Source organism: Schlesneria paludicola DSM 18645, assembly GCF_000255655.1.
Lineage (GTDB): Bacteria > Planctomycetota > Planctomycetia > Planctomycetales > Planctomycetaceae > Schlesneria > Schlesneria paludicola.
The window spans coordinates 2,397,137-2,410,365 of sequence record NZ_JH636434.1 but is presented as its reverse complement, the minus strand read 5'-3'; the positions used below and the strand labels follow the sequence as shown (position 1 = coordinate 2,410,365).

Here is a 13,229-nt window from a genome sequence, read left to right as displayed (position 1 = left end):
GCGGAGCCACACAGTCATCGCGTTGGGGGCTGGTTCTGGTTCTATCTCGTTAGCAAGTATGACCGAAGTCAACTTCGGCCGCAGCTTGAAAATTAATTTGCGAAATTCAAGATCACGTCTGTCGCCTCAATCAGTGATTTGACGTGAAAGTCCCGTCGAGCGGGTTTGCGTTCGCCTGTCTCTTCAGCGTTTGGCGGTGTCGATTGTGGCGTCTTCTCGATCAAGATCGACGCCAAGCAGCCTGCTGCATGGCCAGCCAAGGCGTCAGACATCATATCGCCAATCATCCAGGATTTTGACAGGTCCAAATTCAAGTCTTGTGCAGCCTGAAGTAGCATTCCAGGTTGTGGCTTGCGATTTGGATGTTCAGTCCCACCTTCGGCTCCTTCGCCTGGAGCGAATGGGCAGAAGTAAATCTCGTCGACCCAGGCGCCATGCTGTTCAAGTTGCGTGGTCATTTCCGCGTGGACTTGCTCAAGCCCTTCCTCGGTCAACATCCCGCGACCTACCACGGATTGATTCGTGACAATGACACATTTGTATCCGCTCGCATGCAATCGGCTGAGGCATTCTCCAGCACCAGGCACCAATCGAACGTCTTCGGGTTTGGTCAAATGATGCACATGTTCGATCACAGTCCCGTCCCGGTCCAGAAAAACGGCAGCAACGGGCTTTCGTCGCTTCGCGACTGACAACTTCGCCTTGGCGAGTTCAGCTCTCGCTTTTGCCAGTGACGCATGTGTGCCGATGTCACGATGGATGTCATCCCAAAGCCAGCCACGAGCACGGCCAACGAATTGCGGAAGGACATCGAATCCCAAGTCGAATTTGTGCATATTCGCGATCTCGCGATAGGCCTCGTTCGAAACGATGTAGATTCCTCCGTTTGCGAGATTGCTCTTAGGAATCGCAGGTTTTTCAACGAATTCCACAACTCGATCTTCCGCGTCAAGTTCGACGATTCCGCATTCTTGTGGATTTGGAACACGGTAGAGCAGCATTGTCATGGCGTCGCCGTGTTGGCGATGAAACGCAACCATGGAAGCGAGGTCTACATTGCTGATCTGATCGGCGCAGATGATGATGACTTCACTGGCCCCCTCTGCAAAATCGGCATTCGCCGCGATCGCACCGGCAGAGCCCAGCAAGGTCGGTTCATAGGATTCGGTGACTCGGGGATAACCGGCGGGAAAATGCGATTGCAGAAACGCACGCATTTTCTCTGCATGGGCGTGCGTATTCACGCGAGCGTCAGAACAACCCGCCTGCGATAGAAGCTCCAGCCAATAGTCAAGGAGTGGGCGTCCGGCGAACGGGATCAGGCATTTCGGGATCGTATCCGTGATCGGACTTAATCTCGATCCAATACCGGCTGCCAACAAGAACGATTTCAGCATTTCATAAACCTGGCAGAATCTCGATCGTCAATAACACTGTGGATCACGTCGTGTGCGAAGAACGCTTAGTGGCTGAGGAAGATTGGACTGCCGCCGCGTCGGAAAAACTTGATGGGAAGTTTTGTTGGACGGCCCAAGCTTTCCCAGATGGCGTTATGTCGTTCTGGAGGGGCGAGCAGTAATACGAACCCGCCTCCTCCCGCGCCCAAGAGCTTTCCACTGGTTGCCCCGTGTCGAAGGGCCGTGGTATACATTTCGTCGACGCCCGGATTCGTGATTCCACAACCCAGAGAACGTTTGAGTTCCCATCCTTCGGCCAAGAGTCTCGAAAACTCACCGAGATTTCCCTCGCCGCTCAACGCGTTTCTCATTTGCTCCGCAAGATCTCGCATGGCTCGAAGCGTCGACGTCAATTGTGGAGTGGAGTCTTGCTGTTGTTTGAGAATTCCATCTGCACTTCGCGTGGTGTTGGTATATAGCACCAGCATCTGCGATTCGAGTTCATTGAGCACTTCTTCGCGGCAGACGACGGGTTGGACATCGACGGTGGAATTGGGACGGAAAGTGATCAAGTTCAATCCGCCGAATGCGGCTGCGTACTGATCCTGTCGGCCGATTGGCTTTTTGAGAATATCAATCTCGATCCGACAGGCTTCTTCCGCGAGTCGATGGCTACTGACGATTCGCCCCTGGTAGGCATACAGTGCAACCAGCAGCCCAACGGTAAGACTGCTGCTTGAGCCCATCCCCGTTCCGGCTGGAACGTCACCAATCGTTGTGACCTCAAGCGGCTCGTCGATTCCGGTCATCTTCAGCGCTTCACGAATCAACTCGTGTTGCATCTGATCAATTCCCGATATCACCTCGATCTTTGAATACGCAAGGCGGTAGTTCTTTTCGAATCGTGGGTGTACGGTCACGTAGATGTGGCGATCGATCGTGGCACTAAAGACTGCCCCACATTCTTCACGATAGAAGGCCGGCAAATCCGTGCCTCCACCTCCAAAGCTGATTCGATAAGGAGTTTGGGAAATAATCATGGTTATCCTTCAAATCCCCGAGGGGAATGATCGACAAGAGGCGGCTGCCGTCGTCGTGCGATGTTTGACGCGGACGAGGTTTCTATTTCAATGAAATTTTCGCTTGAATGATGGCGATCGTGCTTCATTCTGCTGCGAATCGATATCAGGTGTTACGGATCGTTTGACGCGATTCAGGCAGCCAACACCACCTCAGGCCACATGAACTCCACCATCTTGTTAGTTTGCGACGTTCTTCGTTCGAGCGTGCTCACGAGCCAGCGAAGGTGAGATCGCACGAGCAATTTTTGGAGGAATTTGATTTTCCCTCTTTCCGAGTTGGACACCAAGCCATCGCGCCGCATAAACACTCACGCTGTGCATGGCCGTACCAATTGCGAACCGCTTCGTAAAGTAGACGAGTTCATCGGTCAGTTTCTTGATTCCGTACTTGGTTTCGCTTTTGAAATTGGGATTGCCGAGGATTCCTAAGCGTTTCAAGGCGATTCCAGAATCGAATGCCCAGCGGAATTCGTCTTTGATGCTCCGCTCGTGGCCATGAATGACGTTCGCCAATGGTTCGTAGACGACCTTTAGGCCTTTTTCGAGGATGTAGTAGCAGGCGGCAATATCTTCAGAGATCGGCACATGTTCGGGGAACGGCTTCTCGAGCAGCAGTGCACGACGGTAGGCTCCATTCGCATCCGAGAAGCGGACTTCGCTGAGGGATCGTTTTTCGCCCGGAACAAACTGACGAACCTGGCGCGCCTCTGGGTAGACTTCGCCCATACTATACCGGCGCTGCGCACCGAAATGGTCGGGGGCTTTCTGTCTTCCATAGACCGCTCCGACGTCCGGATCGACGAACGGAGAAATCAGATTCGTCAGCCAGTGTTCATCTGAAGGCAACGCGTCTTGAGAAAGAAAAACGCAGATGTCGTTGTTGGAGACGGATACCCCGAGGTTGCGCGTACGTGAATGGTGGAACTCGTGCGGCTGGATCTGAATCACTTCATCGCAAAGCGTGCGCGACAATTCAAAGGTTCCATCCTTTGAAGATGTGTCGATACACAAGAGTTCATAGTCTCCATTGAACTTCTGATTTCGGATCGATTTCAAGACGTCTTCAACAAGAGGCATCCCGTTGTACGTCAGGAAAACGATCGATGCGGATGGTAATTTCGCTTGTGTCGTGTCGCTCATGAGATCACTTGAACCGTCGTTCCCCTGCATCGCTTACTACAACCGATCATGGAATGGCGTCAATTGGATGGCTTTGTCATTGCAATGATCTTTCGCAGGTAGTCCCCGTATGTGCCTTTCAGCTTTTCCGCCGATCGGATCAGTTCATCAATGGTGATGAAGCCCATGTGCAAGGCGACTTCTTCGAGGCAAGCGATCTTCATGGCTTGCCGTTTTTCGATCACTTCCACGAACTGGCTCGCTTGAAGCATCGAATCAGGCGTGCCGGTATCGAGCCAGGCGGAACCGCGGCCGAAGTTCTCGACATACAGCTCTCCTCGTTCCATATAGGCCCGATTGACATCGGTAATTTCGATCTCGCCGCGAGGCGACGGTTTTAGGTTAGCTGCAATGTCGATGACTTGCTGGTCGTAGAAGTACAATCCTGGAATTGCGAGATTTGTTTTCGGCTTCAGTGGCTTCTCTTCCAAGGAAATCGCCTTGGAGTCCGGTCCAAGTTCCACAACGCCATATCGTTCAGGGTCATCGACGGGATACGCAAAAATCGTCGCCCCATTGCGCCGCAAATTTGCCGCCTGCAAGATCCCCGTTAATCCATGGCCGAAAAAAATGTTATCGCCAAGAACGAGCGCGGAATGTGCAGATCCGACAAATGATTTGCCTACGATAAATGCGTCGGCCAAACCTCGTGGCTCTTGCTGGATTGCATACTTGATTGAGATTCCGAACTGGCTTCCGTCGCCTAGCAACGTTTCGAAGCCTTTGATGTCGTGAGGAGTCGAAATCAGCAAATAGTCGCGAATTCCAGACAGCATCAATGTCGAGAGTGGGTAGTAAACCAACGGCTTGTCGTAAATCGGCAGCAATTGTTTGCTGACGGCAATCGTCGTTGGGTAGAGGCGAGTGCCAGACCCACCTGCAAGAATGATTCCCTTGCGCTCATCAAATCGAGGTGTACTCATGAATGAAATCTCGGCCTCATTTACGTTCATCAATTGTCTCGTCTCGGCATGGTCGCCGTGTCGTGTACAGCACAATTCTTACTCGCCATCGCTGATCCATTGATCAGCTTCCAACCAGCCTGTTAACAAAAGGGCGGGCAGAGCCACCCTGCGGTTCACGTTGTCATCGCATTTGTGAATCGGTACGGAGTCTGTCCCCGTGATTTCGACAGCCTGCATACGAGAGACCATCATCTCTAGATCCGCGTTCTGCGGCACAATTCAGGGGTTCTGCTTCGAAGGATTCAGATTCGGATCTGATTGAATCAATCGCGCCGGCCGTGCGCATTGTTTGGGCAGAGAGCCAGCGGATGTTTTTGGGGCCCAATGCCCCTTTGTGGTCTCCTTGCAAGCGTTGTTCCATCAATGGCACATTCCAGGGTGCGGGGGTCTCACGCCAGTCGGATGCATTCGAGTTTGAACTATCATCGCAGTTCGCTCCAGTATCGCCGAATTCCAAGTCGGTATGTCTCTCTGCTTGTTGAAATAAGGAAGGCTAGCACCTTGGTATCTAAGCAGTCATGGCGTTCTTGAGTCTGTAGGGAGACAGTCCCCGTGATTTCAACAGGCGACTAGGCTTCAACTTTTTGATGTTTTGAGGGCTCAGTCAGGCATTCGGGCTGGTCAGGGGCGGATGCGGTGGGAAAGCCCAGTTCTTTTACGACTCTGGACAGATCAATGGTCCAGTCCGGCTGCGAAATCTCAAAATTCTTTTGCAGCTTTCCGCAGGCAAGTTGCGAGTTGGCAGGCCGCCGTGCTGGTGTTGGATACTGGTCTGTACGAATTGGGGAAACGACGACATTTTGGCCCGTTTGTCTGAAGATTTCCTCTGCAAATCCGTGCCATGTTGTCGAGGGCTTGCCGCAGTAGTGGTACACGCCCCATAGGTCGGACGTGGGTGAAAGAGAGTTGGTTTTGGCGACCAACTCAAGGCATGTCTTGGCGATCGAGGCGGCAGATGTCGGTCCACCAATCTGATCGGCAACAACGGAAAGTCGATCACGGTCTTGGCCAAGCCGAATCATCGTCTTGACGAAGTTTTTGCCATGCGAGCTAAATACCCAGGACGTTCGCAAGATGATGGCCTGGTCAAGATTCTCGAGAATCAGGCGCTCGCCGAGAAGCTTCGATTCGCCGTAGACACCGAGCGGGCCCGTTGGTTCGTGCTCACGATAGGCTCGCTGTTGGTTCCCCGAGAACACATAGTCGGTGGAAATATGAATCAATTTCAATCCGCGTGTTTGACATACACTGGCAATCACACCTGGCGTCAATCCATTGATCTGGATTGCGGCTTTTCGATCAGATTCGGCGAGATCCACCTGAGTGTACGCCGCGGCGTTGATGACAAATGACCCTGGCGGACACTCCGACAGCAAGTCGGAAATTTTGGCAGGATCATTGAAGTCGCCTTCTTGACTTGAGACCGAACGACACGGGATACCCGCCGCAGAGGTTGCTTTGAGCACCTCGCGTGCGACCTGTCCATTTTCGCCGAGAAGAATGATCATGTTCTTTGCCTGATTGCGACGCTTTTGAATTCACACTATTGAGCAGTCACGCCGAGCCGCACTTCCTGCTTGAACCCACGGTTCAAGAGTGCCTCCCACCATTCACGATTTTCCAGGTACCACTGAACTGTCAGCTTGAGGCCTTCTTCCACTGTCACGGAAGGCGACCATCCCAGTTCTCGGGCGATCTTGGATGCGTTAATGGCGTATCGCTGGTCGTGTCCCGGGCGATCCTTGACGAAGGTAATCAGCTTTTCATGTGGGACATGGGCCGAGTCTGGGATCAAGGTATCCAGAATTCGGCAGATATCACGGACAAGTTCGATGTTTTGTTTTTCGTTGTGCCCACCAATGTTATAGGTCTCGCCGACGGCACCGGCCGTGAGAATCCGATAAAGGGCACGTGCATGATCATCGACGAATAGCCAGTCGCGAATATTCTCGCCCGTTCCGTAGACCGGCAGCGGCTTTCCGCTCAGGGCATTCAGCAAAATGACAGGAATCAGCTTTTCAGGAAACTGATAGGGACCGTAGTTGTTAGAGCAGTTGCTGATCAGCGTTGGCAAGCCAAAAGTATGGTGCCAGGCACGGACAATCATGTCCGACGATGCTTTGCTGGAAGAGTAAGGTGAATTCGGGGCGTAAGGAGTCTCTTCGGTGAAGAATCCCTCAGACCCAAGTGACCCAAACACCTCGTCAGTCGAGACGTGTAGAAAGCGAAACGCTTGCTTTCGGTCTGCGGGAAGCCCCTGCCAAACGATTCGGGCCGCCTGCAGCAGGGAGTACGTTCCCATGATGTTTGTTTCGAGAAACGCACGCGGGCCATCGATCGAGCGATCGACGTGGCTTTCTGCAGCCAGATGCATCACGGCGTCGGGTTCACATTCTGTGAAGATATTCTTCATCAGTGCTTCATCACAGATGTCAGCCTGATAGAATGAGTACCGAGGTGAGTCTTCGATCGAGGTGAGATTCTCTAGGTTCGCCGCGTAGGTCAGCTTGTCAATATTAACGACGGTGTGCTCAGTTTCACGAATGAGGAACCGGATTACTGCAGAGCCGATAAATCCTGCGCCCCCCGTCACTAAGATCTTCATACAGACTTCCAACGAAAGTAGTAGCGAACAAACAAAACAGTTCTTAATCAAATGTTTCAACAAGCAAACCCGGGTCACCCGTGTGAATCACCGGGATTTCGTGCCGTTAGGCGAAAATCTTGACGATAGACATAGGTATCGACTGGACGCCCGTACTCAACGTCTCGCGATTCACGAGACCTAAATTGCTGCAAAAACTCGCAACCGCTGCCATGATCCGCCTGCCATCACTCTGTGTTTGAGTGCATCAAGGAATTCGATCCTTTTGGCGTTTATCGATTGTCCGCTGTACCTTGATGGCAGTTCGAAACCGCCTTCACATCGGTATCACGGTGAACCGCCAATCTGAATCACCTGTTGCCTTTTTCGTTTCTGTCCTCAGGCTGCTAAACGGCGTGAACAAAGGGAGATTGGAATTCTCGCAACTTCGGCAGAACGGCATCTTTGTCCGAAATGATGACGTCGGCGCGGCCGTCGATACTCCAGTCAATCGCTAAGTCTGGGTCATTCCAGATCACACCGCCTTCTGACGATTTGTTGTAATAGTTCGAGACCTTATATTGTACTTCCGTATTGGGCTCGAGCGTGACAAAACCATGCAGAAAACCAACTGGCACGAAGATCTGATTCCATGCCTCGGCACTAATTACAGCGGACACCCATTTGCAATACGTCGGTGACCCCACGCGGACGTCCACACACACATCAAGAATTCGGCCGCGAGTCACCCGGACTAACTTCGCTTGTTCAAATGGTGGAGCCTGCATGTGTAGGCCGCGCAGAGTGAATGGCTCGCGAGAGAGAGATTGATTGTCCTGTACAAAATCGACGTCGATCCCCAGATCCGCCAATCGCTTTTTGTTGAACGTCTCGGAAAAAAAACCTCGACTGTCTTCGAATTTGGAAACGTCGAAGACTTTCACGTCGGGAATTGCAAGTATCGATTCTTTCACAAAACACCTTTAGAGTCGATGCGGCATGCTCTCATACATGCTCGCACACCAAGAGCATGCGAAACCGGTTTGAAAGACGAAGACACTGAAGTCGAGCGGCTTTCTTGCTGGGACAGTTGAATACGGGGATTGTTGGGTTCTTGCGCCACGTCGGCCGTCTCGGTGGCGTCGGTTTGGCACTTGCCGCTGAGTCGAATCAAAGAAGATTGGCGACAAACACAGTTGCGGGGCCTGGGGTGTGGCCCCGGAAGGGATTCGAAATTAACAGGCTCCGTCGCATGTGATGACGGTTTGTACCGTTCGGGCCAGGATATAAAGGTCGAGGCAAATGGACCAATTACGAATGTATTCTGCGTCGTACGAAATACGTTCTTGATAGGTCGTTGAGTTACGTCCGTTGACTTGCCAGAGGCCGGTGATGCCCGGTGTGACACGCAAGTAAAGGGGATAAACGGCCTGATACTTCTGAATTTCGGCCTGAACAATTGGGCGAGGGCCGACCAGACTCATGTCACCACGAAACACATTCCAGAGTTGGGGAATTTCGTCGAGGCTAGTCTTGCGTAAGATTCGTCCAATGAAGGTGACTCGAGGATCGTTCGGGAGCTTGTGCAATCGCTCCCAGTCTTCGCGAAGATGCGGGTGCTTCGCGAGATAGTCCATCAGGAGTCGATCTGCATTCGGCACCATCGATCGCAGTTTCCAAACGCGGATCGTCCGCCCGTTCCGTCCAATTCGACTATGAGCGTAGAATGCCGGGCCGGCGGACGTGAGTTTCACCGCAATCGCCAAGGTCGAGACGAGCGGAATGAGGATTGGCGAGACGGCAAGTACCGCCATAACGTCGATCATTCGCTTGATCCAGCGAGCTCCTGGCATCAAGAGGTGTTCCGTAATCCGCAACAGGCGAAGATTTCCCATCTGGAGCACGCCTGACCAATTGCGTCCGACATCAGCAGCGTCAGAGGTGACGTATAACTGAGGGAATACACTGGTCAGTGTGTCTATCATGGTCATGCGGCCCGCCTCCGGGAACTCAGACCCGATAAACACACCGCAATATGCGTTCAAACGATTGCTCAAGCCTGGAGTATCTTCCAGTGGACAGATCTGTCCGAAGGGCATGCCTTCATGGTCGAGCATCCAATCCGGACGGAAGCGATCGACCAGTGCAACCGGCTTCAAACCAAGCGCGGGGTTTTGTCTCATTCGGTTGACAATGTCCAGGCCACGGTCACCCGCACCAATCACGATCGTTTGCAGGCCCCACCATTTCGATCGACAAACGGCACGTCGCGTGAAGGCCCGGACGAATGGCAATAGCACCAGCAGAAGGCCCCCGCAGAGTGGCCAAAGGAAGAGGTAGGAATTGCTGCCACCGTGGGCTAAGTCATAGGCCATGCAAAGCGTCACACCTGCGGACACGACGCGAACAATCAGTCGAAGTTCGGTCGCGGAATTCATCCCAGTGGCGGGGTACAGTCCACCAAGGATGAAGCCGCCGCTAAGCATGAGGCAGCAGCTTGCGAATAGCCCGGCGATGAACATCGCCGAGACCCCACCTGTCATCTGTAGTACGACGGCCGCAAATCCCACTGTCATGGCGACCGACGCGATATCAGCGAGCCACAAAGGTAGTGCGGTGCGCCAAACTTGCCATACATAAGATGCGTCACGTCCTACAGTCCAGTTGGCAATATTCTTGGCAGGATCCCATAGGCGTCCGATTCCTGACGTTTCATTGAAGGCTTCGGAGTGCCGCGGAGCCTCTGCTATGCCTGGCGATAGTGCTTGTGTTGACACCTATTCAATCTCCCCGTTTTTCTTACCCGCAGAATCTCAAACATTAATCCTGGACATTCGCAAGAGGCTGCCCATTCGACAAATGGATTGCGTAGCGCATTGGTATCGATTTCCATATCATCCGGCGGCAAGACGACGCCATTTGGCCGCGGTTTGAGAAACGGTGACGTTTTCAAACCGCAAACCAATGGGAGACGCATCCATCATGGAGTCGACGAATTGCGTTGGAACGGTGATCCACCGCTTTGTCGACTCGAAAGCTTCGTCGCAGCGCTGGCAAATTCTGAAGTGACTTGATTTCGATACTGAGCGTATTCCTGCTCGTACCCATATCCGTATCCATATCCGTAGGTGTCATCTCCCAAGCTGCCAGGCATCAATCCATTGACGACAACTCCGTCGACCTCAGCACCCGCTCGCCGCAGCGAGCTACAGGCCGCTTGAGCTTGCAGTTGAGTCGTTCGTTCGACTCGAATCACCACGATGACTCCGTCGGCAATCGCTGCGGTCGACAGTGCGTCAACGACCGGAAGAATTGGCGGGCAATCCAGAAGGATGTGATCGAATTTCTCGCGCAGGGTATCGACCAGGCGAGCGAACTCGCCCGTTGCGAGGAACTCAGCGGGGTTTGTGACGGCCTCACCGCGTGGGAGCAGGAACACATTCTTGAACGATGTGGAGAGGATCAGGTCCTCTGGGTCAAGGTTCCCCTTCAAAACGGTCGTCAGGCCCGTTTCGTTGGGGGCACCGAACAGTTCATGCTGTGAGGGGCGTCGCAGGTCGCAATCGATCACGAGCACGCGGCGTCCGAGTTGGCCCAGGCTGATGGACAGATTTCCGGTCGTTGTCGACTTACCATCTGCAGGGTTGGGGCTCGTGACGCACAGGACTTGACGGAACTCTTCACCTTCCGTGAAAAGCGTCAATGAACGCATAATTCGAAACGCGTCGGCACCTGGGGAATCGGAATCCAGCAAGCGAGGCGTACGGGCCGGGTCGAGTCCTTTGCGGCCACCGAACAGGCGGCGGGACGATTTGACCGGTACGAATGGAACACGCCCCAAAACAGACAACTGCAATGTGTTCTGAAGATCCTCAATGGTGCGAAATCGTCGATCTCGGTATTCGGCAATGGCAACGCCGCAAACTCCGAAGAACATGGCAATGAACAAGCCGATGGCGGCCGCGATGCTCTTTTTCGGTGAGACTTGTAAGCCGGTTTCTGGCTTTGCCAAGACTTCGTTGATAAATCCACCGTAGTCCTTAGCGAGGTTAATGTCTCGCAAGCGATCAACCGCAGCGTCAAACAGCACTTGCTTGCGCTGGACTTCGCGTCGCAGCGACTCTCCCTGGATTTCGTCTTTCACCATTTCGCTGGCAAGCGTCATCGTTTCTTCGGCGAGCCCCTGCAATCGCTCTTCACGGCGTAGCAGAGCAAGCACGTCATTTTCGAGTAAGCGGTGGTATGCGGTGAAGAGTGCCGCGGAGTTGACCGATGTCTTCAAGACCCCTGAAGTCAGGTCTTGCTTCTGTTTGTCCAAAAATTCAGCGAATGACTCGATTTGCTTGCGAGTATTGATCACATCGGGGTGCTCTGGACCCAAGTCGGTCAGCATTGAGCTCTCTCTGGACTTCAAAACAGCAAGGCTGTCAAAGTTCGCAGTCGCGGCTGCCATGCGAATCGGCTGCTCTGCGAGAAAAGCAGGAGATTCGGACTCTGCCTTTTGCGCCATTAGGAGCAAGCCGACGCGGGTGAGGTTTTTCTCGTCCACCATGGACAACCGCTCAAGGTCGCTCAGCTCTTCGACGCTCCGGCCATTGAGGGTTTCGGTCAGCGCGTCCAGCCGAGCGGATTCTTCCGCTCGTGAAAGCTGCAGATTCGTGATTTCTTGCATGATCGAGTCGTGGCGGACCCGATGAATGTTTGTCGCTTCTTCACCAACCTTGCGCCACATCAAATTCGGTGATTGCTGGCGGAACTGCTCGTATGCACGCTCTGCAGCTTCAAGTTCGTCAGCCAATTCGTTCTGAGCTTGTTCGATCAGAGAAGCGGCCTCTTGGTTCACGTCCTGAAACTTCGCAGCCAGGAATGCCTGATACCTTTTGACGAGCGCGGTCAACACGGCTTCCGCGTCTACGTCAGAATGGTTCTTGTAAGAAACATTGAGCACATGAGCCGTTCTCGCCTGCCCTGTTCCGCCACGGGAGACTCGTAGATTCTCGATGACGTAGTCACCGCGTTTCTGGTTTCGGCCGACGTTCAGGTGATCGACGATCGAAGGGAGTTCGGTCAGACCAGAGTCGGCCAGTGCGCCATCGACCATGCTTCGGCTTTGCAACATTTGCATGTGCGTCGCCATCAGTTCTTCGGTAACGCGCACTTCCGAAGCCTCTCCGCCGCCATCAACGCCCCTTGCCGCCAATCGTGAATCTTTCTTCATCACGAGCATCACGGCGGTTGACTCATATTTCGGCGGAGTCACGACGTAGTAAGCGGATGCCACCGCTACCCCTAGCATCAATGCCATGGCGAGGTAGCCCCAACGTCTTTTTGCAATCACCAATAACTGACGCACGTGTAATTCGTGCTGCGCTGGAGCCGGCGTTGTCTTTTTCATACGTTAACCCACCAAATCACGTGTTGAGGAGGTATTTTGTCATCAAAGGCGATTGACATTTCGCTAACGCACTCTGTACGCAAGCGCCGTTCCAACCAACTTGAATCGTGCTTGCGCACTTCCTTTGCGTTTCATTTCGCCCACCGTTCGAATCCAGCAGCGGTTATCCGCATACTGAACGGTTTCGCCTGCAGGTACTCTAATTTCTAAGAGAATTCAGTTCGATTTGCGGAGGCTGCTCAATCCGTTCGGGAACGTCGATCAAGAACAGCCTTCGGATTACCGTATAACCCGCAATCAAATCTGATTTGTTTAATGACTTGCGTAGATGTCAGGCACTTTCGTAATGTTGTACGACAGTATTCGCCAGCCCGTTCAGAACAGCCGAGCAGTGTAATCGTTACACCCCCCTCCCGTCAAAGCTTCGTCGCCCAATCGATGGGCATTCTCCCAATATTCATAGAGTATTGACGATGGTTCGATGGGGAGATTTCGCAACATGGACGTCGGAACTTCTTGGTGTTGCCAGGAATTTAGGCAATGGGCGCGGAATCTGCTCAGGGCGGTCCGCTATCGGAAAGCAAGGCGATAATGCACTGACGCCTTTAGGCGCAGAATCTGCTCAGA

9 protein-coding genes are annotated in these 13,229 nt (G+C 53.1%); all 9 read right to left on the bottom strand.

The window, feature by feature from the left end:
• Positions 1-92 precede the first annotated feature (92 nt).
• The 9 genes from OSO_RS50770 to OSO_RS0111735 all read right to left on the bottom strand — a co-directional run bounded on the left by OSO_RS50770 (position 93) and on the right by OSO_RS0111735 (position 12,560).
• Positions 93-1,397 carry an HAD-IIIA family hydrolase gene (locus OSO_RS50770; RefSeq protein ID WP_010583534.1) on the bottom strand — a complete coding sequence of 435 codons (1,305 nt, stop codon included), beginning with the start codon at positions 1,395-1,397 and terminating at the stop codon, positions 93-95.
• 65 nt (positions 1,398-1,462) lie between these two features.
• Positions 1,463-2,437, bottom strand: a complete 975-nt coding sequence (locus OSO_RS0111780; protein WP_010583533.1) for a GHMP family kinase ATP-binding protein — start codon at positions 2,435-2,437, stop codon at positions 1,463-1,465.
• 219 nt (positions 2,438-2,656) lie between these two features.
• Positions 2,657-3,619: a glycosyltransferase family 2 protein gene (locus OSO_RS0111775; protein ID WP_157605153.1), complete on the bottom strand. Its 963-nt coding sequence runs from the start codon at positions 3,617-3,619 to the stop codon at positions 2,657-2,659.
• 59 nt (positions 3,620-3,678) lie between these two features.
• Positions 3,679-4,611 (bottom strand): glucose-1-phosphate thymidylyltransferase RfbA, encoded by a 933-nt coding sequence (rfbA, locus tag OSO_RS0111770; protein ID WP_010583531.1) that lies wholly within the window; start codon positions 4,609-4,611, stop codon positions 3,679-3,681.
• Positions 4,612-5,192: 581 nt separating this feature from the next.
• Complete coding sequence (rfbD, locus tag OSO_RS43140) at positions 5,193-6,131, bottom strand: dTDP-4-dehydrorhamnose reductase (protein WP_010583529.1); 939 nt, start codon at positions 6,129-6,131, stop codon at positions 5,193-5,195.
• A gap of 35 nt (positions 6,132-6,166) precedes the next feature.
• Positions 6,167-7,228 carry a dTDP-glucose 4,6-dehydratase gene (rfbB, locus tag OSO_RS0111755; RefSeq protein WP_010583528.1) on the bottom strand — a complete coding sequence of 354 codons (1,062 nt, stop codon included), beginning with the start codon at positions 7,226-7,228 and terminating at the stop codon, positions 6,167-6,169.
• Between the two features lie 386 nt (positions 7,229-7,614).
• A complete protein-coding gene (gene rfbC, locus OSO_RS0111750) occupies positions 7,615-8,181 on the bottom strand; it encodes a dTDP-4-dehydrorhamnose 3,5-epimerase (protein ID WP_010583527.1) in 567 nt (188 codons plus the stop codon).
• Between the two features lie 261 nt (positions 8,182-8,442).
• A complete protein-coding gene (gene wbaP, locus OSO_RS43135; protein ID WP_157605152.1) occupies positions 8,443-9,984 on the bottom strand; it encodes an undecaprenyl-phosphate galactose phosphotransferase WbaP in 1,542 nt (513 codons plus the stop codon).
• Positions 9,985-10,187: 203 nt separating this feature from the next.
• Positions 10,188-12,560: a polysaccharide biosynthesis tyrosine autokinase gene (locus OSO_RS0111735; protein WP_162130535.1), complete on the bottom strand. Its 2,373-nt coding sequence runs from the start codon at positions 12,558-12,560 to the stop codon at positions 10,188-10,190.
• Positions 12,561-13,229: the final 669 nt, after the last annotated feature.

Coding starts and splice junctions, on each gene's coding strand:
- OSO_RS50770 (WP_010583534.1), bottom strand. CDS start 1,397: ATGCTGAAATCGTTCTTGTTGGCAGCCGGTATTGGATCGAGATTAAGT.
- OSO_RS0111775 (WP_157605153.1), bottom strand. CDS start 3,619: ATGAGCGACACGACACAAGCGAAATTACCATCCGCATCGATCGTTTTC.
- OSO_RS0111780 (WP_010583533.1), bottom strand. CDS start 2,437: ATGATTATTTCCCAAACTCCTTATCGAATCAGCTTTGGAGGTGGAGGC.
- rfbA (WP_010583531.1), bottom strand. CDS start 4,611: ATGAACGTAAATGAGGCCGAGATTTCATTCATGAGTACACCTCGATTT.
- rfbD (WP_010583529.1), bottom strand. CDS start 6,131: ATGATCATTCTTCTCGGCGAAAATGGACAGGTCGCACGCGAGGTGCTC.
- rfbB (WP_010583528.1), bottom strand. CDS start 7,228: ATGAAGATCTTAGTGACGGGGGGCGCAGGATTTATCGGCTCTGCAGTA.